The organism is Ewingella sp. C233, assembly GCF_055407225.1.
Window position 1 is genome coordinate 37,219 of record NZ_JBUZRI010000007.1, and the last position, 23,809, is coordinate 61,027.

Annotated in this window: 25 protein-coding genes; 14 read left to right on the forward strand and 11 right to left on the reverse strand. The window is 52.0% G+C overall.

What is annotated here, in order from left to right; all coding sequences use genetic code 11:
• The first annotated feature begins 83 nt into the window (after positions 1-83).
• The 4 genes from hslV (at position 84) to rraA (ending at position 3,579) form a co-directional block, all read left to right on the forward strand.
• Positions 84-614, forward strand: coding sequence for an ATP-dependent protease subunit HslV (hslV, locus tag ACZRKO_RS21095; RefSeq protein WP_463739201.1), 531 nt, complete (start codon positions 84-86; stop codon positions 612-614).
• 12 nt (positions 615-626) lie between these two features.
• Positions 627-1,961 carry an HslU--HslV peptidase ATPase subunit gene (gene hslU / locus ACZRKO_RS21100; protein ID WP_463739202.1) on the forward strand — a complete coding sequence of 445 codons (1,335 nt, stop codon included), beginning with the start codon at positions 627-629 and terminating at the stop codon, positions 1,959-1,961.
• Between the two features lie 105 nt (positions 1,962-2,066).
• Positions 2,067-2,984: a 1,4-dihydroxy-2-naphthoate polyprenyltransferase gene (locus ACZRKO_RS21105; protein ID WP_463739278.1), complete on the forward strand. Its 918-nt coding sequence runs from the start codon at positions 2,067-2,069 to the stop codon at positions 2,982-2,984.
• Between the two features lie 109 nt (positions 2,985-3,093).
• Complete coding sequence (gene rraA / locus ACZRKO_RS21110; protein ID WP_463739203.1) at positions 3,094-3,579, forward strand: ribonuclease E activity regulator RraA; 486 nt, start codon at positions 3,094-3,096, stop codon at positions 3,577-3,579.
• A gap of 71 nt (positions 3,580-3,650) precedes the next feature.
• Here rraA and zapB read toward each other — a convergent pair whose 3' ends face one another.
• Positions 3,651-3,890: a cell division protein ZapB gene (zapB, locus tag ACZRKO_RS21115; protein ID WP_463739204.1), complete on the reverse strand. Its 240-nt coding sequence runs from the start codon at positions 3,888-3,890 to the stop codon at positions 3,651-3,653.
• Between the two features lie 611 nt (positions 3,891-4,501).
• On the opposite strand from zapB, the gene ACZRKO_RS21120 reads away from it, so the two are divergent.
• From ACZRKO_RS21120 to glpX, 3 genes are all read left to right on the forward strand, one after another.
• Positions 4,502-5,350 carry an MIP/aquaporin family protein gene (locus ACZRKO_RS21120; protein ID WP_463739205.1) on the forward strand — a complete coding sequence of 283 codons (849 nt, stop codon included), beginning with the start codon at positions 4,502-4,504 and terminating at the stop codon, positions 5,348-5,350.
• A gap of 44 nt (positions 5,351-5,394) precedes the next feature.
• Positions 5,395-6,918, forward strand: coding sequence for a glycerol kinase GlpK (gene glpK, locus ACZRKO_RS21125; protein ID WP_463739206.1), 1,524 nt, complete (start codon positions 5,395-5,397; stop codon positions 6,916-6,918).
• A gap of 164 nt (positions 6,919-7,082) precedes the next feature.
• Positions 7,083-8,093 carry a class II fructose-bisphosphatase gene (gene glpX, locus ACZRKO_RS21130; RefSeq protein ID WP_463739207.1) on the forward strand — a complete coding sequence of 337 codons (1,011 nt, stop codon included), beginning with the start codon at positions 7,083-7,085 and terminating at the stop codon, positions 8,091-8,093.
• A 67-nt stretch (positions 8,094-8,160) separates the two neighbouring features.
• Here the strand turns inward: glpX and emrD are convergent, their stop codons facing one another.
• Positions 8,161-9,345, reverse strand: coding sequence for a multidrug efflux MFS transporter EmrD (gene emrD / locus ACZRKO_RS21135; protein ID WP_463739208.1), 1,185 nt, complete (start codon positions 9,343-9,345; stop codon positions 8,161-8,163).
• Positions 9,346-9,665: 320 nt separating this feature from the next.
• Between emrD and fpr the strand changes: the two genes are divergently transcribed.
• Entirely contained in the window at positions 9,666-10,412 is a 747-nt protein-coding gene (gene fpr, locus ACZRKO_RS21140; RefSeq protein WP_463739209.1) for a ferredoxin--NADP(+) reductase, read from the forward strand.
• Between the two features lie 12 nt (positions 10,413-10,424).
• Here fpr and ACZRKO_RS21145 read toward each other — a convergent pair whose 3' ends face one another.
• Positions 10,425-10,844, reverse strand: coding sequence for a DUF805 domain-containing protein (locus ACZRKO_RS21145; RefSeq protein WP_463739210.1), 420 nt, complete (start codon positions 10,842-10,844; stop codon positions 10,425-10,427).
• A 209-nt stretch (positions 10,845-11,053) separates the two neighbouring features.
• Between ACZRKO_RS21145 and ACZRKO_RS21150 the strand changes: the two genes are divergently transcribed.
• Both ACZRKO_RS21150 and tpiA read left to right on the forward strand, forming a co-directional pair.
• A complete protein-coding gene (locus tag ACZRKO_RS21150; protein WP_463739279.1) occupies positions 11,054-11,608 on the forward strand; it encodes a DUF1454 family protein in 555 nt (184 codons plus the stop codon).
• A 133-nt stretch (positions 11,609-11,741) separates the two neighbouring features.
• A complete protein-coding gene (gene tpiA / locus ACZRKO_RS21155; RefSeq protein ID WP_463739211.1) occupies positions 11,742-12,509 on the forward strand; it encodes a triose-phosphate isomerase in 768 nt (255 codons plus the stop codon).
• 104 nt (positions 12,510-12,613) lie between these two features.
• Here the strand turns inward: tpiA and ACZRKO_RS21160 are convergent, their stop codons facing one another.
• From ACZRKO_RS21160 to cpxP, 3 genes are all read right to left on the reverse strand, one after another.
• On the reverse strand, positions 12,614-13,603 hold the full coding sequence (locus ACZRKO_RS21160) for a sulfate ABC transporter substrate-binding protein (RefSeq protein ID WP_463739212.1): 990 nt from the start codon (positions 13,601-13,603) through the stop codon (positions 12,614-12,616).
• 187 nt (positions 13,604-13,790) lie between these two features.
• Positions 13,791-14,777, reverse strand: a complete 987-nt coding sequence (gene pfkA / locus ACZRKO_RS21165; protein ID WP_463739213.1) for a 6-phosphofructokinase — start codon at positions 14,775-14,777, stop codon at positions 13,791-13,793.
• A gap of 552 nt (positions 14,778-15,329) precedes the next feature.
• Positions 15,330-15,836 (reverse strand): cell-envelope stress modulator CpxP, encoded by a 507-nt coding sequence (gene cpxP / locus ACZRKO_RS21170; protein WP_463739214.1) that lies wholly within the window; start codon positions 15,834-15,836, stop codon positions 15,330-15,332.
• Positions 15,837-15,987: 151 nt separating this feature from the next.
• On the opposite strand from cpxP, the gene cpxR reads away from it, so the two are divergent.
• Genes cpxR through trmL form a run of 3 tightly spaced genes read left to right on the forward strand, consistent with a single transcriptional unit; the run spans position 15,988 to position 18,567 of the window.
• Positions 15,988-16,689, forward strand: a complete 702-nt coding sequence (gene cpxR, locus ACZRKO_RS21175) for an envelope stress response regulator transcription factor CpxR (RefSeq protein WP_463739215.1) — start codon at positions 15,988-15,990, stop codon at positions 16,687-16,689.
• The gene (gene cpxA, locus ACZRKO_RS21180) at positions 16,686-18,056 is read left to right on the forward strand and encodes an envelope stress sensor histidine kinase CpxA (RefSeq protein WP_463739216.1); all 1,371 of its coding nucleotides are present in this window, start codon (positions 16,686-16,688) and stop codon (positions 18,054-18,056) included. Before cpxR ends, cpxA begins: the two co-directional genes overlap by 4 nt.
• Positions 18,057-18,093: 37 nt before the next feature.
• Positions 18,094-18,567: a tRNA (uridine(34)/cytosine(34)/5-carboxymethylaminomethyluridine(34)-2'-O)-methyltransferase TrmL gene (gene trmL / locus ACZRKO_RS21185; protein WP_463739217.1), complete on the forward strand. Its 474-nt coding sequence runs from the start codon at positions 18,094-18,096 to the stop codon at positions 18,565-18,567.
• Positions 18,568-18,637: 70 nt separating this feature from the next.
• On the opposite strand, the gene cysE is transcribed toward trmL, so the two are convergent.
• The 5 genes from cysE to ACZRKO_RS21210 all read right to left on the reverse strand — a co-directional run bounded on the left by cysE (position 18,638) and on the right by ACZRKO_RS21210 (position 21,846).
• Positions 18,638-19,459, reverse strand: a complete 822-nt coding sequence (gene cysE, locus ACZRKO_RS21190) for a serine O-acetyltransferase (protein ID WP_463739218.1) — start codon at positions 19,457-19,459, stop codon at positions 18,638-18,640.
• A gap of 96 nt (positions 19,460-19,555) precedes the next feature.
• Positions 19,556-20,575, reverse strand: coding sequence for an NAD(P)H-dependent glycerol-3-phosphate dehydrogenase (gpsA, locus tag ACZRKO_RS21195; protein ID WP_463739219.1), 1,020 nt, complete (start codon positions 20,573-20,575; stop codon positions 19,556-19,558).
• Positions 20,575-21,045 carry a protein-export chaperone SecB gene (gene secB / locus ACZRKO_RS21200; RefSeq protein WP_463739220.1) on the reverse strand — a complete coding sequence of 157 codons (471 nt, stop codon included), beginning with the start codon at positions 21,043-21,045 and terminating at the stop codon, positions 20,575-20,577. The genes gpsA and secB overlap by 1 nt, the downstream gene beginning before the upstream one ends.
• A 69-nt stretch (positions 21,046-21,114) precedes the next feature.
• Entirely contained in the window at positions 21,115-21,363 is a 249-nt protein-coding gene (gene grxC, locus ACZRKO_RS21205) for a glutaredoxin 3 (protein ID WP_463739221.1), read from the reverse strand.
• A 51-nt stretch (positions 21,364-21,414) separates the two neighbouring features.
• Positions 21,415-21,846 carry a rhodanese-like domain-containing protein gene (locus ACZRKO_RS21210; protein WP_463739222.1) on the reverse strand — a complete coding sequence of 144 codons (432 nt, stop codon included), beginning with the start codon at positions 21,844-21,846 and terminating at the stop codon, positions 21,415-21,417.
• A gap of 314 nt (positions 21,847-22,160) precedes the next feature.
• Here ACZRKO_RS21210 and gpmM point away from each other — a divergent pair, with 314 nt between their 5' ends.
• On the forward strand, positions 22,161-23,705 hold the full coding sequence (gene gpmM, locus ACZRKO_RS21215) for a 2,3-bisphosphoglycerate-independent phosphoglycerate mutase (protein ID WP_463739223.1): 1,545 nt from the start codon (positions 22,161-22,163) through the stop codon (positions 23,703-23,705).
• The last annotated feature ends 104 nt before the right edge of the window (positions 23,706-23,809 follow it).

Genomic DNA, 23,809 nt, shown 5'->3' on the forward strand with positions numbered 1-23,809 from the left:
AATATGCCTCGTACTCTTGTGTGACACGCAGTGTGTAACACAAGAGCGCGGGGATCTTTTCCGTCTGCAACGAGGAACTGCTCGTGACAACAATTGTAAGTGTACGCCGCAACGGCCAGGTCGTTATCGGTGGTGATGGCCAGGCCACATTGGGTAATACGGTGATGAAGGGCAACGTGAAGAAAGTACGTCGCCTGTATCATGACAAAGTGATCGCCGGTTTTGCTGGCGGTACTGCAGACGCCTTTACGCTGTTCGAGCTGTTCGAACGCAAGCTGGAAATGCATCAGGGCCATCTGGTGAAAGCCGCGGTGGAACTGGCGAAAGACTGGCGCACCGACCGCATGCTGCGCCGTCTTGAAGCGCTGCTGGCCGTTGCCGATGAAAATGCATCGCTGATCATCAGCGGTAACGGTGACGTTATCCAGCCGGAAAACGACCTGATCGCCATCGGTTCCGGTGGCCCTTACGCTCAGGCCTCTGCCCGCGCGTTACTGGAAAATACAGAACTGAGCGCCCGCGATATCGTTGAGAAATCGCTGAGCATTGCCGGTGACATCTGTATTTACACCAACCAATTCCACACCATCGAAGAATTGTCTTCTAAAGCGTAAGGATCGAAAACTATGTCGGAAATGACCCCGCGCGAGATAGTCAGCGAATTAGACAGCTACATCATTGGACAGGACAAAGCAAAGCGCGCCGTTGCCATCGCACTGCGCAACCGCTGGCGCCGCATGCAGCTCGACGAAGCGCTGCGCCATGAAGTTACACCAAAAAATATTCTGATGATCGGCCCGACCGGTGTCGGTAAAACCGAAATCGCTCGCCGTCTGGCGAAACTGGCTAACGCGCCGTTCATCAAAGTGGAAGCCACCAAATTCACTGAAGTGGGTTATGTCGGTAAAGAAGTGGATTCTATCATCCGCGACCTGACCGACTCTGCTGTGAAAATGGTGCGCATGCAGTCCATCGATAAGAACCGTAACCGCGCCGAAGAACTGGCCGAAGAACGTATTCTCGATGTGCTGATCCCGCCTGCTAAAAATAACTGGGGGCAGGCCGACGAAGCGCAGGAACCTTCTGCAGCACGTCAGTCTTTCCGCAAGAAACTGCGCGAAGGCCAGCTCGACGACAAAGAAATCGAAATCAATGTTGCCGCCGCGCCTATGGGCGTCGAAATCATGTCCCCTCCGGGCATGGAAGAGATGACCAACCAGCTGCAATCCATGTTCCAGAACATGGCTGGTCAGAAGCAAAAACCGCGCAAGATGCCGATCAAAGAGGCTTACAAACTGCTGGTTGAGGAAGAAGCGGCCAAGCTGGTGAATCCGGAAGAGCTGAAAGAGCAGGCGATCGAAGCCGTTGAGCAACACGGTATCGTGTTCATCGATGAGATCGACAAAATCTGTAAACGCGCCGGTCAGAACTCAGGCCCGGATGTTTCACGTGAAGGCGTCCAGCGCGACCTGCTGCCGTTGGTGGAAGGTTGTACTGTGTCGACCAAACACGGCATGGTGAAAACTGACCACATTCTGTTCATCGCTTCAGGCGCATTCCAGACAGCCAAGCCGTCCGACTTAATTCCGGAATTACAGGGCCGTTTACCGATCCGCGTTGAGCTACAGGCGCTCACGACTGAAGATTTCGAACGCATCCTGACCGAGCCAAGTGCATCGCTGACGCATCAGTACAAAGCGCTGATGGCAACCGAAGGCGTCACCATTGATTTTACCGCTGATGGTATCCGCCGCATTGCCGAAGCTGCATGGCAGGTTAACGAAACCACCGAGAACATCGGTGCGCGCCGTTTGCATACGGTTCTGGAGCGTTTGATGGAAGATATCTCTTATGACGCGAGTGAAAGTCACGGTATCTCCATAAACATTGATGCAGATTATGTTAGAAGCCACCTTGATCAGCTGGTAGCTGATGAAGATCTGAGCCGATTCATCTTATAATTCGCACATACGTTCCGAAAGTTATCCATTGGGAGGCGTTATGCCTCCCTTTGTTATTTTTAAACGGGACTCCTGTATTACTGAGCGAAAAATAATATGAGCATAATGACTCCCTGCACCACCACATCGCCCGCCAAAGCCTGGCTCGAAAGTCTGCGTTTACGCACGCTGCCTCTGGCCTTTGCTTCTATCGTTATGGGATCCGCCATTGCCAGTCTGCAAGGCGTATTCCATCCGCTGATTGCCCTGCTGGCGTTACTGACCGCAGGTCTGCTGCAAATACTGTCCAATCTTGCCAATGATTACGGCGATGCCGAAAAAGGCAGCGACACGCCGGACCGGGTCGGGCCGTTGCGCGGTATGCAGAAGGGGCTGATCACGGCACCTCAGATGAAACAGGCCATTATGCTGACAGTGGCACTGACGGTGATTTCAGGAATTGCCCTGATTGCCGTTGCCTGCCAGAAACCCAGCGATGTATTGGGTTTTCTGATCCTCGGCTTACTGTCGATTGGCGCAGCCATCACCTACACCGTAGGTACCCGTCCGTATGGATACATGGGGTTGGGTGACATTTCGGTACTGATTTTCTTCGGCTGGATAAGCGTAGCCGGGACGTTCTATCTGCAGGCGGGACATTTCGACTGGATTGTAATGCTGCCCGCTACGGCGACCGGTTTACTGGCGACAGCAGTACTGAATATTAATAATCTGCGCGATATCGAAACTGACAGTGCCAATGGTAAGAATACGCTGGCGGTACGTCTGGGGCCGAAAAATGCCCGCCGTTATCACGCAGGGATTATCTCTGCGGCGGTGATTTGTTTGGCGCTGTTTGCCTTACAACACTTGCACAGCTGGACCGGATGGCTGTTCGTTCTGGCTATTCCGTTACTGGCAAAACATGTCTCTCAGGTTATGCACGAGCAAAACCCTGAAGGCATTCGCCCCCTTCTGGAAAAAATGGTGAAAGCGGCGTTGCTGACTAACGTGCTGTTTGCGTTAGGTCTGTTGCTCAATTAACAGATAAGTGACCATTTCTGTACCAGCAAAATTTAACAATTGATGATTTTGCCAACACCCTTCAGAAAGGGATATACTGAACACTCATGCAGCAACCAGATGAAATCCTATGAAATACGATACTTCCGAACTATGCGACATCTATCACGAAGAAGTGAATGTCGTTGAACCCTTGTTCTCCAACTTTGGCGGACGTACTTCATTTGGCGGGCAGATCACCACGGTGAAGTGCTTCGAAGACAATGGCTTGCTCTATGATTTGCTCGAGCAGAATGGTTTAGGTCGGGTTTTGGTGGTTGACGGCGGCGGCTCGGTTCGTCGCGCACTGCTTGACGCCGATCTGGCTGCGCTGGCGCTGGAAAACCAGTGGGAAGGCATTCTGATCTACGGTGCTGTCCGTCAGGTCGATGACTTACAGGACCTTGATATCGGCATTCAGGCGATGGCTGCTATTCCTGCTGGCGCCGCCAGTGAAGGTATTGGCGAAAGTGATATCCGCGTGAATTTTGGCAGCGTGACCTTCTTTACCGGTGACCACCTGTACGCGGATAACACCGGGATTATTCTTTCAGAAGACCCGCTCGATATTGAGTAGAGCCTGCCGCTGACGCCGCACAATAAGAAAAGGACGCCATGGCGTCCTTTTTTAATGGGAAAAATCGGGAATCAGACTTCTTCCATTTTACCCAAAAGTGCACGCAGACGATCCTGCCACACATGTTGTTCATCTTTCAGCTGAGCATTTTCGCGCACCAGAGACTCATGGTTGCCGCTGGCCTGCTGAACTTCCTGAGCCAGGGTGGTGTTCTGCTCTTTCAGTTCTTCGATTTCCATCTGCAACAGAGTAATGGTATCAATTGCTTGCTGAACTTTTGCTTCTAATTTCTCAAATACTTCAAATGACATTATTCGGTCCTCTTATGTTCGCAAGGCGCACATCTTGTAAGTTCTGCCGCATCGTCCGGATACGGCTCAAAAATTCTCGCACCACGCAGATTTTGCTGATGTTTCCTTCAGGAAACGTCGTTAAATCCGTTGTTGTCTTGAAAGACGATTGTATGTAGCCAGTCTTGCCCTGTCTAGCAACATACCGGCCCTGCACGCAGTCTGTTGCAATTTTATCGCCAAAACTATCAGTAAATACTTAAAAAACGCGTGTTGTCGCGAGATCCGTAAGGTTCTTTCGCATAACGTGTCGCATAGCGTGGGCAGATTCCATGAAGCATCGACCAGACACGACGTGAATCAAATTCACAGGGGTTGCCAGAAATCATGGTCAAAACGAGAGCGGGAACCGCTTTTTAAGATGGGTGGAATGCGCAGCACACTCGAATTCGCTCATTTTTATGACACAACACGCAAAATTTGATTTCGCTATTTCTCGTTTATGCTCGTTAACGATAAATTCACATTACGTTCTCATTTAATGATGAACGTCTTATTCCGATTACGTTCACGTACTTCTAGTAAGAAAAATTATAACTTACCCTTAACATTATCCTTTATAGGATCCGACTATGAGCCAAACCATGAGTTCCACATTAAAAGGTCAGTGCATCGCTGAGTTTCTGGGTACCGGGCTTATCATTTTTTTCGGCGCAGGCTGTGTTGCTGCCCTGAAACTTGCCGGAGCATCCTTTGGCCAGTGGGAAATCAGTATCGTCTGGGGTTTTGGTGTGGCGATGGCTATTTACCTGACCGCAGCGATTTCCGGCGCTCACCTCAATCCTGCTGTTACCGTTGCGCTTTGTCTGTTTGCAAACTTTGAAGGACGCAAAGTTCTGCCTTACATCATCGCGCAGGTAGCGGGTGCCTTCTGCGCTGCCGCACTGGTTTACGGTCTTTACTACAACCTGTTCTTCGATTTCGAACAAAGTCACAATATGGTACGCGGCAGTGTAGAAAGTCTGGATCTGGCCGGTATTTTCTCTACCTATCCAAACCCGCACATCAGCGTATTGCAGGCATTCCTGGTAGAAACCGTGATCACCGCGATTCTCATGGCCCTTATCCTCGGCCTGACCGATGACGGTAACGGCATTCCACGCGGCCCGCTGGCTCCGCTGCTGATCGGTATTCTGATCGCGGTTATCGGTGCGTCAATGGGTCCACTGACCGGCTTCGCCCTTAACCCGGCGCGTGACTTCGGTCCTAAGGTGTTCGCTTACTTCGCAGGCTGGGGCAAAGTTGCCTTCACCGGTGCGCGCGATATCCCTTACTTCCTGGTGCCGATCTTTGGCCCACTGATTGGCGCGTCGCTCGGTGCCTTCGGTTACAAAGCGCTGATTGGTCGCCACCTGCCTTACGAAATTCATGAGGCGGAAGAAGAAGCTCTCCAGCAGCCAGCAAAACAACGCAAAGCCTGATCGGCTAACCTGTTCACAGCACTCTAATTCGTAGGAATATTATTATGTCAGCAGATACGACTCACGAAAAAAAATATATCGTCGCGCTCGATCAAGGTACCACCAGTTCCCGCGCAGTTGTCCTGGATCACGATGCGAATATCGTTGCCGTGTCCCAGCGCGAATTTACGCAGATTTATCCAAAATCCGGCTGGGTCGAACACGACCCGATGGAAATATGGGCTACACAAAGCTCGGTTCTGGTTGAAGTGCTGGCGAAGGCCGACATCAATTCAGACCAGATTGCCGGTATCGGTATCACCAACCAGCGTGAAACCACCATCGTGTGGGAAAAAGAGTCAGGCAAGCCCATTTATAATGCCATCGTCTGGCAATGCCGCCGTACTGCTGAGATCTGTGAAAAGCTTAAGAAAGACGGCATGGAAGAGTACATCCGTCACACCACCGGCCTGGTGGTTGACCCGTACTTCTCCGGCACCAAACTGAAGTGGATCCTCGATAACGTTGAAGGCTCCCGTGAGCGCGCTAAACGCGGCGAACTGCTGTTTGGTACCGTAGATACCTGGCTGGTATGGAAAATGACTCAGGGACGTGTTCACGTTACTGACTACACCAACGCCTCCCGTACCATGATGTTCAACATCCATGATCTGAAATGGGATGAGCGCATGCTGGAAGCGCTGGATATTCCGCGTGAAATGCTGCCGGAAGTGCGTCCATCTTCTGAAATTTACGGCCAGACCAACATTGGTGGTAAAGGTGGTACGCGTATTCCTATCGCCGGTATTGCAGGTGATCAGCAGGCGGCGCTCTACGGCCAGCTGTGCGTTCAGCCGGGTATGGCGAAAAACACCTACGGCACAGGCTGCTTCTTGTTGATGAACACCGGTACCGAAGCGGTGGCGTCGAAAAATGGTCTGCTGACCACGATCGCCTGCGGCCCGCGTGGCGAAGTGAACTACGCGCTGGAAGGTGCTGTATTCGTCGGGGGTGCGTCTATTCAGTGGCTGCGTGACGAGCTGAAGCTTATCAGCGACGCAACGGACTCAGAATATTTCGCCAGCAAAGTGAAAGACACCAACGGCGTTTACGTGGTGCCAGCCTTCACTGGTCTGGGTGCTCCTTACTGGGACCCGTATGCCCGTGGCGCCATCTTCGGCCTGAGCCGTGGCGCCAACAGCAACCACATCATCCGTGCAACGCTGGAGTCTATCGCTTATCAGACCCGCGACGTACTGGATGCAATGCAGGCGGACTCTGGCACCCGCCTGCAATCGCTGCGCGTTGACGGTGGCGCTGTCGCCAACAACTTCCTGATGCAGTTCCAGTCAGACATTCTCGGCACCCGCGTTGAACGCCCTGCGGTGCTGGAAGTGACAGCGCTGGGCTCAGCCTTCCTGGCGGGTCTGGCCGTCGGTTTCTGGAATGACCTCGACGAAGTACGCAGCAAAGCGACCATTGAGCGTGAGTTCCGTCCAAGCATTGAAACGACCGAACGTAATGTCCGATACAAAGGCTGGCAGAAAGCCGTTGCCCGCGTACGTTCATGGGAAGATCACGACGAATAACCGTCCTTCATATTGACGGCCGGATCTGGCAGCCAACACCACATTGCAAACTCCCCTTCATGGGGAGTTTTTTTATGGGAGCCCGGTCACAAACCCCTGTGCTAAAATCAGCGTCAGAGATGAGCACTTGCCTCACCCCCTTCTTTTTTCAAACAGGTTTATCCATGAAACGTGAATTAGCTATCGAGTTTTCCCGTGTGACCGAAGCTGCCGCACTGGCCGGTTATAAATGGCTGGGTCGCGGCGACAAAAACCTCGCCGATAATGCCGCCGTACAAGCGATGCGCATTATGCTCAATAAGGTCGATATTGACGGTCAGATCGTGATTGGCGAAGGCGAAATTGATGAAGCGCCGATGCTGTATATCGGCGAAAAGGTTGGAACCGGCAACGGTGATGCCGTGGATATCGCGGTAGACCCGATTGAAGGCACGCGTATGACCGCCATGGGCCAGTCCAATGCCCTGGCCGTATTAGCCGTGGGCGACAAAGGTTCATTCCTTAATGCCCCAGACATGTACATGGAAAAAATCGCCGTGGGTCCCGGTGCCAAAGGCGCGATTAATCTTGACCTGACGCTGGCAGAAAACCTTGCCAATGTGGCTAAAGCGCTGAATAAACCGCTGAGCGAACTGACGGTGGCGGTGCTGGCGAAACCGCGTCATGACGACGCCATCCGCGAAATGCTGCAATCTGGCGTACGGGTGTTTGCGTTTCCTGATGGCGATGTGGCGGCAACCATTCTAACCTGCATGCCGGAGAGCGAAGTCGATGTGCTGTACGGTATTGGTGGCGCGCCGGAAGGGGTCATTTCCGCTGCGGTGATCCGCGCGCTGGATGGCGATATGCAAGGCCGCCTGCTCGCCCGTCACCATGTGAAAGGCGACACGTCGGAGAACCACCGCATAGGTGAAGAGGAGCTGACGCGCTGTAAAGCGATGGGTATCGAAGCCGGGAAAGTTTTGCAGCTCGATGATATGGCGCGCAACGATAACGTGATTTTCTCCGCCACCGGCATCACCAAAGGCGACTTGCTGGAGGGCATCAGCCGTCAGGGCAATATGGCGACCACTGAGACGCTGCTAATCCGCGGTAAATCACGCACCATCCGCCGCATCCGCTCTACGCACTATCTCGATCGCAAAGACGCTGCGCTGCACGAATTTATCATCTGACCACGATGCAGAAAGCAAAAAAGCAGAGCCGTTATGGCCCTGCTTTTTTTATGCGCTGAGCTTGAAGCTAAATCGTATGCCCCTGCTCCTGCTGCCGGTTCGCCATCGGCCACCAGCAGAGCAATATCAGCATCGCCATGGCAAACATCAGCAGGCCCAGACTGAACTGACCGGTTTGCGGCAGCATGGCTGACATCCACGCCACCAGACCCGACCCGACGTTCTGCATGCCGCCGACCAGCGCACCGGCCGCGCCCGCCAGATACGGGAAAGGTTCCATTGCGCCGGTCGTCGCCAGTGGGAATAACATCCCTGCGCCAAAGAAGAACAACGACGCAGGAACGATCAGCGTCCAGATGTTCATCACACCCAGCCAGCCGGGTATCCACATCAGCACGCCCGCCAGCAGGCAGCTGAATACAGAGTGCCACATAAGTTGCTGGAAGCTTTTTTCCGAACGCCCGGCGTACCAGGCACCAAAGAAAGCAGCAGGAATAGGCAGGATAAACAAAATGCTGACGGTCATCGCATTCAGCCCCAGCACACCGCCCATGAGTACGCCACAGCTGGCCTCAAACACTGCCACACCGGCCAATGCGCCGACCAGCATGACCAGATAGCGGCTGAAGTTGCCGTCCGCCAGCAGCAGGCGCAGGCTGCTCAGCATCCCGCGCGGTTCCTGACTCGCTGGGCGCGTTTCTGGCAGCCAACGGTACATAGAAAAAGCCACGCCCGCGCAAAGCAGCAACAGGAAACCGAAACTGGCCCGCCAGCCCAGCCAGGCAGCGAGGGCACCGCCAATCAGTGGAGCGATTAGCGGGCTGACCAGAATCCCCATATTCAGCAAACTGTTCGCCTGACGCAGTGCGCCGCCGCTGTATAAATCACGCGGCATAGTACGGGCCATCACACCGGCAACGCCGGTGCCCATCCCCTGAACGGCGCTTGCCACGATTAACAGCGTCAGGCTTTGCGCCATCATGGCACCTGCCGCACCGACCAGAAAAATCATCATGCCGGTCAGGATCACCGGTTTGCGCCCAACTTTGTCAGACAACGGACCATAAATCAGCTGCGACGATCCATACGCAATCAGATAAGCCGCCATCACCCGCTGCACGGCACCCGGTTTGACCGACAAACTCTGCGCCATATCCGCGATATTTGGCACATAGATTGTTTGTGCCATCTGCCCTACCGCAACCAGCAAAACCAACATCACAAGTAGGTGAATATTTTCCAGTTTTTTCATTTTTCAGTTCATTAATCAATCGGATTGCCAGATATCAGCATAATTAGCCAGTATTGGCGCATTAAGGCGTCGGGCGCATAAATTAACAAACTGGGGTGAATAAGCGAGGGTCTGACGGAAAACAGCCTTTACATCACTGGTGGGCTTTAATGCCATCTTCGTAAAGATAACTGTACGACTACGAGGCTATCTAACCGCTGGTGATCAGCCTGATAACATTTAATCGATAATCGATTCAGAGAATGTGAAATAAAATCAGCAGGGTAAATCGGGCGCAGATTTCTGCACCCGGCACAGACCTGCAACGGGAGCATTTTTTTATGGCGGATTGGGTTAACGGTAAAGTCACCAAAATTGAAAACTGGACCGACAGTTTGTTCAGCATCACGGTGAACGCTCCGGTCGATGCATTCAGCGCCGGGCAGTTCGCCAAACTGTCGATGGAGATTGACGGAGAACGCGTGCAGCGTGCTTACTCCTATGTCAACGCACCGAGCGATCCCAATCTGGAGTTCTATCTGGTGACCGTTCCGGAAGGCAAACTCAGCCCTCGCCTGCATGCCATGCAGGTGGGCAGCGAGATTCAGGTAACCAAAGAAGCCGCAGGCTTTTTCGTTATCGACGAAGTGCCTGAGTGTGACACTCTGTGGATGCTGGCGACCGGCACGGCCATCGGGCCTTACTTGTCGATTTTGCAGGAAGGCGTTGGGCTGGAGAGATTCCAGAATATCGTTCTTGTCCATGCCGCGCGCTTCGCGCAGGATCTGAGCTATCTTCCGCTAATGCAGCAATTGCAACAGCGTTACAACGGAAAGCTGCATATTCAAACCGTCGTCAGCCGCGAGAAAACACCAGGGTCGCTGACGGGCCGCGTGCCTGCGCTGATTGACAATGGCTCACTCGAAGCCGCCGTCGGGCTGAAAATGGATGCCGAAAACAGCCATATCATGCTGTGCGGTAACCCGCAGATGGTGCGCGACACCCAGCAGATCCTCAAAGATAGCCGCGGGATGCGCAAGCATCTCAAACGCAAACCGGGCCATATGACCAGCGAACATTACTGGTAATGCACGGAAAAACTATTTCAGTTTGACGTTTTCCGGTTCCGGGCCAAAACGATTTGTGCCCGGCGTACCGGCGAATATGCCGCAATCGATAATCAGCAGCGCAAAAAGAATCACCGGAATCAGCTGCCCAACCACCCATTGCCACAGCGCCGGGATCATATCCCAATGACCAGCCGCCAGCATCCACGCCAGAATAAACATAAATGCCCACAAGGCAGACCGGTTGCGATCGTGCAGGCGCTTCGCCATGACGGCCGCCGTTGGCCAGAGTAAAACCACTACGGTGAACGCCGCCGATTTGATCTCAATCCACTGACGACCGGCAAAGGTAAATGCGGCCACCATCAATACCAACCAGCTGACCATCCAGATCCAAAAATCACGGCGGCCCATGCGGCCATTAAACGAAAATAAGGCGTGTTGCAGTGTCATCGGGGGTTAATTCCATCAAAAGACATATCATGTTGAGGGGGAAAAAAGCTGCGCCAAAGTGTACCCCAGCCTGACAGCACGACGGCAATGTTTACTTACTCCTTTTGACATTCACCCCGAATCCCCGCTTTAATCGACCATCGTCTCAACACAAGAACAACGTTATGACCGCAAAATTCCTTTTACGTGTGGCACTGCCCGCGCTGGTTATGCTTTCTGGTCTGAACTTAGCCCGCGCCGCAGAACCGGCTGACCACCAGACAGTCGAAGAGATGCCGAAAGCTCCCTATTTACTTGCCGGTGCCCCGACGTTTGAAATGACGCTGGTGAATTTTCGCGAGAAATACAATGCGGCGAATCCGACGCAGCAGATCAACGAATTCCGTGCCATCAGCGACAGCGCCCCCAATGAGATGTTGACCAGAGCGGCCAGCAAAATAAACGAGAATCTCTACGCATCGACCGCGCTGGAAAAAGGCACCGGCAAAATTAAAACGTTGCAAATTACATACTTGCCAATTCAGGGGCCGGAACAGAAAGCGGCCCGCACGCTGGCTATCAGTTATATGGCGAATCTGATGCGCCAGTTCGATGCCAGCCTTTCCGTTGATCAGAGCGTGGCAAAAGTGGTCTCGCTTATCGATAAAGGCAAAGGGCAGCAGTTTTATCAGCAACAGCTGGGCGCTATCCGTTATGTGATTTCTGATAACGGTGAAAAAGGGCTGACCTTCGCCGTCGAGCCGGTAAAACTCGCGCTTTCATAAGGCCCGCATGACGGCAATTAATGACAAAAAGCAAAGCCTTTACCATTAATCATCTCTATACTGTTGGGCAGGTAATCTGCTTGTTTGGCAGAAATTTTAATCGACACTCGCGTCCCCTTTTGGAGGAAAAAACATGCGACATCCATTAGTGATGGGTAACTGGAAACTGAATGGCAGTACCCACATGGTTAACGAACTGATTGCTGCACTGCGCACCGAACTGACCACGGTTGAAGGTTGTGGCGTTGCTATCGCACCACCAGAAGTTTACCTGTCACAGGCTAAACACGCACTGGCGGGCAGCCGTATTGCCTTAGGCGCACAGAACGTTGATGTCAACCTGTCAGGCGCATTTACCGGTGAAATTTCTGCCGATATGCTTAAAGACATCGGTGCAAAATACATCATCATCGGTCACTCAGAGCGTCGCACTTATCACAAAGAAAGTGATGAGCTGATTGCCAAGAAATTCGGCGTGCTGAAAACCGCAGGTCTGATCCCTGTTCTGTGCATCGGCGAAACCGAAGCAGAAAACGAAGCGGGTCAGACTGAAGCTGTTTGCGCTAAACAACTCGACGCGGTACTGAACACCCTGGGCGCGAAAGCATTCGAAGGCGTGGTTGTTGCCTACGAGCCAGTTTGGGCTATCGGTACCGGCAAATCTGCCACCCCAGCTCAGGCTCAGGCCGTTCACAAATTCATTCGTGACCATATCGCTAAGCAAGATGCTGATATCGCTAAACAAGTGATCATTCAGTACGGCGGTTCTGTTAACGATAAAAATGCAGCGGAGCTGTTTGCTCAGCCAGATATCGACGGCGCGCTGGTTGGCGGTGCATCCCTGAAAGCTGACGCCTTCGCGGTTATCGTGAAAGCAGCAGCAGAAGCGAAAAAAGCGTAAGTTCGCTTTTCTCGCTCTATAAAAAACCCGGCCTCTTCACAGGGCCGGGTTTTTTATTGGCTGAATCTAAGCCGACAAAGAATCAGCTTCAATTTTGACAGGCATTAGCGCTTACTGATTTGGTCAAAGATCCCACCGGTAGAGAAGTGATCTTTCTGCGCCTCGGCCCATGTACCGGCAACCTGTTCAATCGTGAATAGCTTCAGCTGTGGGAACTCTGCAGCAAATTTCTTCTCTACGGCAGCATCACGCGGACGGTAGTAATTTTCGGCAGCGATGGTCTGGCCTTCCGGCGAATAAAGATATTTCAGGTAAGCATCCGCCACATCACGGGTACCGCGCTTATCCACCACTTTATCGACCACAGAAACCGTCGGTTCCGCCAGGATAGACTCACTCGGCGTTACGATTTCAAATTTGTTCTGGCCCACTTCTTTGGTCGCCAGCAGCGCTTCGTTTTCCCAGGCAATCAACACATCACCGATACCGCGCTCAACGAAGGTATTGGTTGCACCGCGTGCGCCGGAGTCCAGCACTTCAACGTTCTTGTACAATGCTTTAACGAAGTCCTGTGCTTTGGCTTTGTCATTATTGTTGTGATGCAGGGCATAGCCCCACGCTGCCAGATAATTCCACCGTGCGCCACCGGAGGTTTTCGGGTTCGGCGTAATGATTGACACGCCCGGTTTGATCAAGTCGTTCCAGTCGTGAATTTGTTTCGGGTTGCCCTTTTTCACCAGGAAAACGATGGTTGAAGTGTAAGGCGCAGAGTTATCCGGCAGACGTTTGATCCAGTTCTTATCAATGCGGCCGCGTTCGGCGATGGCATCAACGTCATAAGCCAGCGCCAGTGTCACCACATCCGCTTCAATGCCGTTGATGACTGAGGTAGCCTGCTTACCTGATCCACCATGCGACTGGCGAACGGTCACGGTGTCGCCGGTTTTACCTTGCCAGTATTTGCTGAAAGCCTTGTTATATTGCTCATAAAATTCACGCGTCGGGTCATATGACACGTTCAGGATTTGAATATCTTTGGCAATAGCTCCCGTCGCCACCAGCAGTAATGCCAGACCTACACCCCATTTATGCATCGCACTTTCTCCCAGAAATAGTTTCAATGAATTGGATTTACCGAAACAGAGAGAGAGAGCCTGCCAGAGAAAAATAAAACAATTAAAGATTAAAAGGTGTTCTGCTATTCCATTCAGGAATAAAGGATTTGTAGGCATAAAAAAGCCCCCGCTGGCGGAGGCTCTCTGAATTGGACGAAAAATTGTGTTAGAACAGTTTCTTCGCTGTGTCGTACCAATCTTCTTTGAATTTACTTTTCTTATTCTCAGGCGAGATACAGACTGAGATTAACTCATGTACCATTTTCTCGTTTTGCACGCCCACGCAGAAACCGCCCTGTGAATAGTCGCGGTCTTTCTCTAACAGCAGGTCGACGGCATACGCACCCATGCGGGAAGCTAGAATACGGTCATAAGCAACTGGCGCACCACCACGCTGGATGTGGCCCAAAACAGTACCACGGGTTTCGCGACACGTTTCTTTCTCAATGTATTTCGCCAGCTCATCGATATCATCCAGTTTTTCCGTGATGGCCACGATGGCGTGCTTTTTACCTTTTGCGATACCGGCTTTGATTTCAGCAACCAGATCATCACGTTTGAATTCAACTTCAGGGATCGCGATGAACTCGCAACCACCGGCAATGGCTGCTGCCAGAGTCAAATCACCGCAATAACGGCCCATCACTTCAACGATAGAGATACGTTGGTGTGAAGAGGAGGTGTCACGTAAACGGTCGATAGCTTCAACTACGGTCCCCAGTGCGGTGAAAAAGCCGATGGTGTAGTCAGTACCGGCCACATCATTATCGATGGTGCCAGGCAAACCGATACAGCGGATCCCGCCCTCTTTGGTCAGCAGATCTGCACCCGCATAAGAACCGTCACCACCGATAACCACCAGACCATCAATGCCACGTTCTTTCATGTTCTGCAGGGCGATTTTGCGTTTTTCCGGATCACGGAATTCAGGGAAACGTGCTGAACCTAGGAAAGTACCGCCGCGGTTAATCATATCCGACACGCTGTAGCGGTCCAGCTTCCTCATGCGGTTTTCATACATGCCAAGGTAGCCATCTTCAATACCGAAAACTTCCAACTCTGCTGATAATGCTGCGCGTACAACACCGCGAATGGCAGCATTCATGCCTGGCGCATCGCCACCACTTGTCAGTACACCGATTTTTTTAATCATGACTACCTCTGAACTTGTAGATGCAATTTCTTAAGAATTCTTGAGCATACCTATTGGCCCGGATATCACTACCCAAAATACTACGACTCGTTGGCTAATGGCGTTTGATGCTAATAGTATAACAAAACACCATGGCTGAATTGATTCAAGTCAGCAAGAATACGCTTACTCTGCTAACCCTTGGGCAATTTAATGATTCACGCTGTTTTTACAACATATTTCCCCCAGGTATACCGGGGTTTTCTGCCTGCTGGTAACGAGATCATCTGAATCAAAACCTGCGTTAAATGTAGACCGCAATCGCGAAAGCAAGATTAACTCTCGGCAACGAAAAACAGCGTCAGCAGAAACGTCTATTCTAAGAATAGCATTGTTCAGGGATTCATCTGACTGATAATACGAGATAAGTGTCATAGGATAGAACGGAAATCGAAGGTGCTGCTATTCCCGCACATTCACGCCTGTATTTGCTGACTTGATTAGTCAAAAAAAAGCCCCACCTTTCGGTGGGGAAGACAGGGATGGTGTCTATGGCAAGGAAAAACAGGGATATTACTGGGTACTCATACTGCTTGGCTTCTGGGCAGAAGTAGGTTGTAAGCCAGTCATCTGCTGCTGCATTTCTTGCATGCGCTGCTGATGTTTCTGGTTTAATACGTTTTTCTGTTCAGGGCTCAGGAGATTGAACATTTGGTTGCGGATGCGGGCCATTTCGACCTGACGGTCCACCTGCTCCTGTGCCATAACTTCGGCTTGTGCCCTGACAGCTTTCTGATCAAAGTTTTCAGCGGTCACCAGCTTATGCATGGCTTCCATCTGGTCGACATTGATATGAGGTAAATCTTTACGCGCCTGATGCATCAGGTCACGCATCTGCTGGCGTTGTTGCTCAGTGAGATTAACGCCATCAAACATGGTGTTGCGTTCCTGAGGCTTGTCCAGCATGTTGGTGTCGTGCGCTGAAGCGGCCGCTGGCATCATGTTAGCGGTGTCCGCTAAAACGACACCAGAACTCAGTGTCAGCATCGAGGCCGTAACGAGTGCAGCTACCTTAGACATCACTAACTCCTATAGTCTTTATCGCTTATCGCGAATCATTGAAAAGCAGTCTAAACCTGCCGCTGCAAACAAGCGTCAGTGCTTGTAAAAGTACGTAAAGTCATGGAATAGCGGCAATTGATGACGTATTTTGCGTCTAGAGGTAATTACAATGAATAAAATTTTGTTGGTTGATGACGACCGTGAACTGACTTCACTCTTGAAAGAATTGCTCGAAATGGAAGGCTTCAACGTAGTGGTTGCTTACGATGGTGAGCAGGCATTGGAAAAGCTGGATAACAGCATCGATTTACTGCTACTCGATGTCATGATGCCGAAGAAAAACGGCATTGAAACCCTTAAAGAACTACGCCAACGTCATCAAACGCCGGTGATCATGCTCACCGCGCGTGGTAGCGAACTCGATCGCGTACTGGGACTTGAACTGGGTGCCGATGACTATCTGGCAAAACCTTTTAACGATCGTGAATTGGTCGCGCGCATACGCGCAATGCTACGCCGCTCAAACTGGAGCGAGCAGCAACAAGCCGGTGAGAGTAACGGCTCTCCGACGCTGGAAGTCGACGGGCTTCAGCTCAATCCTGGCCGTCAGGAGGCCAGCTTTGGGGGCGTTGCTTTAGATCTTACTGGCACAGAATTTACGTTGTTGTATCTGCTGGCGAAGCACTTAGGCCAGGTGGTCTCTCGTGAGCATCTTAGCCAGGAAGTTCTGGGTAAACGTCTGACCCCATTTGACCGCGCAATCGATATGCATATTTCGAATCTGCGCCGCAAACTGCCCGATCGTCTGGATGGACACCCGTGGTTTAAAACCCTGCGTGGACGTGGGTATCTGATGGTGTCCGCTACATGATCAACAGCCTGACGGCCCGCATCTTTGCCATTTTCTGGTTTACTGTTGCCTTAGTATTGATGCTGGTCTTAATGGTGCCAAAGCTCGATTCACGTCAGTTAACACCGCTGCTCGACAACGAACAGCGGCAGGGACTGATGATTGAGCAGCACGTGGAAGCAGAACTGGCGGGTGATCCGGCCAACGACCTGATGTGGTGGCGCCGCTTATTCCGCGCCATCGACAAATGGGCACCGCCGGGCCAGCGTCTACTGCTGGTCACCAGTGAAGGCCGCGTGATTGGCGCACAGCGTAATGAAATGCAGATTGTCCGTAATTTTATCGGCCAGTCTGATAACTCTGATCGCCCTAAAAAGAAAAAATACGGCCGAGTCGAAATGGTCGGGCCTTTTTCTGTGCATGACGGGGAAGATAATTACCAGCTCTACCTGCTACGACCGGCCAGCAGCCCGCAGTCAGACTTCATTAACCTGATGTTTGACCGTCCATTGCTGTTACTGATTGTCACCATGTTAATCAGTTCACCGTTGCTGCTGTGGCTCTCCTGGAGTCTGGCAAAACCGGCCCGTAAACTGAAAAACGCCGCAGATGATGTGGCACGAGGTAATCTCAAGCAGCATCCGGAGCTGGAAGCCGGGCCGCAGGAGTTCCTTGCTACCGGTGCCAGCTTCAATCAGATGGTCAGCGCACTGGAACGCATGGTGAATGCACAACAACGCCTGATATCCGATATCTCGCATGAACTGAGAACACCGCTGACGCGCCTGCAACTGGCCACCGCGCTGATGCGTCGCCGCCATGGTGAAGGCAAGGAATTGCAGCGTATTGAAATGGAAGCTCAGCGCCTCGACAGCATGATCAATGACTTGTTGGTTCTTTCGCGAAGCCAGCATAAGAATGAGCTGGCGCGTGAAACGCTGAAGGCCAATGAGCTGTGGGAAGATGTTATCGATAATGCCCAGTTCGAAGCCGAACAGATGGGGAAAACGCTGGAAGTTCCAACGCCTCCTGGTCCGTGGAAACTGTTCGGTAACCCGGCAGCACTCGATAGCGCACTGGAAAACATCGTTCGTAACGCCCTACGCTACTCCAACACGCACATCGCGCTGAATTTTGCCTGTGATAACGAAGGCATCACCATCACGGTGGATGACGACGGTCCGGGTGTCAGTGAAATCGACCGGGAACAGATATTCCGTCCCTTCTACCGTACAGATGAAGCGCGCGATCGGGAATCTGGCGGGACCGGTCTGGGGTTGGCAATTGTCGATACCGCTGTTCAGCAGCATCGTGGCTGGGTGAAAGCCGAAGACAGCCCGCTGGGCGGTCTGCGTCTTATCATGTGGCTGCCGCTGCATCAGCGCTGAGATTCTGCTATTCTGCCTCCCTCTTACAGGGGGGCGCATGCTTAATATCGTACTATTTGAACCGGAAATTCCACCAAACACGGGTAACATTATCCGCTTGTGTGCCAATACTGGCTTCCAGCTTCATTTGATTGAACCGCTTGGTTTTGGCTGGGACGATAAGAAGCTGCGTCGCGCCGGGCTTGATTACCATGAATTCACCCGTATCCGGCACCACGCCAATTACGACGCATTTCTGACCAGTGAAAACCCGCAACGTATCTTTGCCGTAACTACCAAAGGCACGCCGGCACATAGCGCAGTCAGTTATCAGTTAGGGGATTTTTTGTTGTTTGGCCCGGAGACCCGCGGATTACCAGCAACGATCCTCGACAACCTGCCCCCCGCGCAAAAAATCCGTATTCCTATGCAGCCGGAAAGCCGCAGCATGAATTTGTCGAACGCGGTGTCAGTGGTAGTGTACGAAGCCTGGCGGCAGTTGGGTTATCCCGGTGCAGTGATCAAAGCCTGAAGCGCTTTGTACCGCTAAATATCAAGAAGTGGCATGTGCTTTCACTTTCAAATACATGCCACTGTCAGTTTCAAATTCCATCGCCGAATTCAAAACCCTGGCTAATACCGTTGAAGTATTGATCCATATCCATGGATGGTCTTTCGCTTTCCGGACGCCCGACGATACGCGCTGGCACGCCAGCGGCCGTGGTGTGCGCCGGAACTGATTGCAAGACCACTGAGCCTGCACCAATTTTTGCGCCTACGCCCACTTCAATATTGCCGAGAATTTTCGCCCCAGCGCCAATCATTACGCCTTCGCGGATTTTAGGGTGACGGTCACCACAGGTTTTACCGGTCCCGCCGAGCGTGACGGATTGTAGAATCGATACGTCATTTTCTACGACTGCCGTCTCACCAATGACAATCCCAGTAGCGTGGTCGAGCATGATGCCACAACCAATGCGGGCTGCCGGGTGAATATCAACGCCAAAAGTCACAGAGATCTGATTCTGGAAATAGATAGCCAGAGCCTGACGGTCCTGCTTCCACAACCAGTTACCTATGCGGTAAGCCTGCAAGGCATGAAAACCTTTCAGATAGAGCAGCGGCGTCGAATACTTATCCACGGCGGCATCACGCTGATGCACTGCCAGGATATCCCTCGCTGCGGAAAGCGTCATCTGCGCGTCGTTCCGGTAGGCTTCTTCAACCACTTCACGGATAGCAATGGCGGGCATAATCGGGCTACCGAGCTTGTTGGCAAGAATGTAGCTTAACGCGCTGTCGAGATTTTCATGCTTGAGCAACGTCGCATGAAAAAAGCTTGCCAGCATAGGTTCACACTCAGCCAGCGCTCTCGCCTCTGATTTAATGTTTTTCCAGACCAGTTCCAGCTCTTCTAACGACATCACTGTTCCTTACGGATAGATAATTTATGAGGCGATAAGGTAATAAAAAGCCGCTCTACCGGATGGCCAATAGAGAGGCTCTGACTCAGCTAGAACTCAGTGGCTGCTTGTTTCGTCTTTACTCGCGCGGGCCAGTAAACTGATAGCCGCTTCGCGGGCATCTTTGTGGCAATACAGCACCTGATAAATCTGCTCAGTAATAGGCATTTCAACGTGATAACGCTGCGCCAACGCACGGACTTCTTTGGTATTACGGTAGCCTTCGACCACCTGACCAATCTTATCCTGTGCACCCTGAACGTCCATCCCCTGACCGAGCATAATACCAAACCGACGATTACGGGATTGGTTATCTGTGCAGGTTAACACCAAATCACCCAGCCCCGCCATGCCCATAAAAGTGGATGGATCAGCGCCCAACGCAGAACCGAGACGACTCATTTCCGCCAGACCACGGGTAATAAGTGCCGTACGGGCATTGGCACCAAACCCGATGCCATCGGACATACCAGCGCCGATAGCAATGACGTTTTTCACCGCCCCACCCAGCTGAACACCAATGAAATCGGGGTTGCTGTAGACACGGAAGCTTTTTCCACAGTGCAGCAGTTGCTGAAGGTCTTCAGCAAACTCAGCGTCGGTAGAAGCCAGTGCGATGGCCGTTGGCATACCGGCAGCGAGCTCTTTGGCAAACGTAGGTCCTGACACGACCGCAAGCGGGATACTTTCGCCCAGTGCTTCACGGGCGACATCCTGCAGCAGGCGTCCGGTTTCGGCTTCCAGTCCTTTCGTTGCCCATACGATGCGGGCATCAGGACGTAGGTGCGGTTTTATCTGCCGCAATACGTCGCCGAAAACATGACTGGGTACGACGACCAGTACATTACGGCTGGCTGCTAAAGCAAGAGAAAGATCAGTTTCCAGCACTAAGCTGTCTGGGAAAGGAACGTCGGGCAAAAATGTCTGATTGCAGCGGGCGGCCTGTAACGTACGGATATTTTCGGCGTTATGTCCCCACAACACGACGTTGTGGCCATTTCTGGCAAGGGTTATTGCTAAAGCGGTGCCGTACGAGCCGGCACCGATCACAGTCATTGAAGCATTGACGGTTTTCATCAGGCATCCTGATGTGGTTCTGCACCTTCGCCATCAGCTTGCTGTTGCAAATAGTTCATGAACAGCGCGTCAAAGTTAACAGGTGCTAGGTTGAGCTGCGGGAAAGTACCGCGCGATACCAGGCTGGTAATGCACTCACGGGCATAGGGGAACAGGATGTTCGGGCAGTATGCACCCAGGCAATGCGCCAGCTGATTCCCGTCAATACCAGAGATGGAGAAAATGCCGCCTTGCTGAACTTCACACAGGAACGCAGTGTCATCGCCCAGTGAAGAAGTTACGGTAACGCGCAATACCACTTCATATACGTCATCAGCCAGTTGGCTTGAAGCCGTATCAAGATCAAGTTTAACTTCTGGCTGCCAGTCTTGCTGGAAAACCTGAGGCGCATTTGGCGCTTCGAAGGAAATATCTTTGGTATAGATACGCTGGATCTGGAAAGCCATCTCGGTGTTGTTTTGTTCTGACATGTGAGTAGTACCCTTAAGTTAACAGTCCTTTTAAACACTTAATGAAAATACACAGCAGCAGGATGTCGCTTACAGCAACGGATCCAGCCCGCCTTGCGCATCAAGTGCATGTAAATCGTCACAGCCGCCAATGTGCTGCCCGTCGATAAAAATCTGAGGTACGGTAGAACGACCGCTACGCGCGATCATTTTTTCACGTTTTTCCGCATCGCCGTCAATGGCAATCTCATCGAATGCGGCACCTTTGCTATTGAGCAAAGCCTTCGCACGATGGCAGTAAGGGCAGGTTGCCTTAGTGTAGATTTCAATTTTAGCCACGGGTGCCACCTCTAATCATGTAGGTTTTGGTGCTGCTTAAATGCCCGGTAATTATTTACCGCGCGCCAAAGGCAGGTTTTCACCGCTCCAGCCTGAGATACCATCTTTCAGTGTATAGACACGCTCGAAGCCAGCGCTGATCAAGCCTTCTGCCGCGGTACGCGAAGAAGTGCCATTGGCGCAAACGACGATCACCGGCTGAGATTTATGCTTAGTGAGTTCGCCTAAGTTATTGCTCTTAATGTCAGTACTCAACACGTTTAAAGACGTGGAGATATGACCTTTACGAAATTCTTCACGCGTACGCACGTCAACCACTACAGCGTCTTCTTTGTTGATCAGGCGGGTCGCTTCACCACGGGTGATCTCTTTTACTTTAGAAAAACGTGTTTTAAAGGTGGTCACAATCACTGCAATCAGCAACGCAACCCACGCCAGGCTGAGAACCGGATGCGCACTAATGAACGGCATAATATCTTGCATGGGGTGTAGCAACTCCCGTCTGTTGGGGGAAAATTCAAGGCTTGAGAGTATACCTGCGCGCTGCGGCAAATACAGCCAGTAAGCATCTCCAAATGCCACAAACTGCGGCATATCTCGAAAAACTAACATGCATTTATACCCAAAGTTAATCCAAACATTGCGTCATCTTTGATCTCTCATGGCTATTTGTGTTTCCCCGCTGGGGTAAAATCCCCGCTCAAAGTGGGAATAGTCACGCTGGCTGCCCTCCAGAAGCGGTTGTCGGGAACCAGCAGGCCTATTTCGCATTTACTCTTTTAACGAGGTCATTTGACATGTCGAGCAACAAAAAACCCATGGTACTGGTCATTCTGGACGGCTACGGCCATCGCGAAGAACAGCAGGACAACGCCATTCTGAATGCAAAAACCCCGGTGATGGACAACCTGTGGAATACCTACCCGCATACACTGATCGCAGCATCAGGTCTGGATGTCGGTTTACCAGACGGTCAGATGGGCAACTCAGAAGTCGGTCACGTCAATCTGGGCGCAGGCCGTATCGTTTATCAGGATTTAACTCGTCTCGACAAAGAGATAAAAGAAGGTGACTTCTTCGAAAACCCTGTATTGGCCGCTGCCGTTGACCGTGCCGTAAATGCCGGTAAAGCGGTGCATATTATGGGCCTGCTCTCTGCAGGCGGCGTTCATAGCCATGAGGATCATATTATGGCGATGGTCGAAATGGCTCATCGTCGCGGCGCGAAAGCAATTTACCTGCACGCCTTCCTTGATGGCCGTGACACGCCACCGCGCAGTGCCGAAGCGGCGTTAAAACGCTTCAGTGAAAAATTCGCGCAAATTGGCACTGGCCGCATTGCATCCATAATCGGTCGTTACTACGCCATGGATCGTGACAACCGCTGGGACCGTGTGCAGCTTGCCTATGATCTGATGACTCAAGCCAAAGGTGCTTTCACTGCTGACAACGCCGTAGCGGCGTTGTCAGCAGCCTATGCGCGTGATGAAAATGACGAGTTCGTTAAACCGACCGTGCTACGTAAAGCGGGCGAAGCGGATGCCGCTATTGAAGATGGCGATGCCATGATCTTCATGAATTTCCGTGCGGACCGCGCGCGCGAAATCACCCGTGCGTTCATCAACCCGGATTTTGATGGTTTTACCCGTGAAAAAGTGATCAACTTCGGCGATTTCGTCATGTTGACTGAATACGCTGCTGACATCGATGCCGCCTGTGCCTACCCGCCAGCGTCCTTGAAAAACACCCTGGGCGAGTGGCTGATGGCGCATGATAAAACCCAGCTGCGTATTTCTGAAACCGAAAAATATGCCCACGTCACCTTCTTCTTTAACGGCGGCATGGAGCAGCCTTTCAACGGCGAAGACCGTATTCTGATTAAATCCCCGAACGTGGCGACCTACGATTTGCAACCGGAAATGAGCTCCGCAGAGCTGACCGACAAACTGCTGGGCGCCATTGCCAGCGGTAAATATGACACCATCATCTGTAACTACCCGAATGGCGATATGGTCGGCCATACCGGTATTTATGATGCGGCAGTGAAAGCCGTTGAAACTCTGGATGCGTGCATCGGTCAGGTGGTTGATGCCGTTAAACAGGTGGGCGGCCAGTTACTGGTCACCGCCGACCACGGCAATGCCGAGCAGATGAGTGACCCGGCCACCGGTCAGGCGCACACCGCGCATACCAGCCTGCCGGTACCGCTGATTTACATCGGCGGCAATGCTCAGGCGGTTGAAGGCGGTAAACTTTCTGACATCGCGCCGACAATGCTTTCGCTAATGGGGATGGATATCCCGCAGGAAATGAGCGGAAAACCGTTATTTATCGTAAAATAAACCAGCGATAAACAGCGTTGATGAGGCGTATCTGCGCAAGCGGATACGCCTTTTTTGTTTGTGCATCAGCCTGTTGATTAGTGTTACGATAACCTGAAGGACAG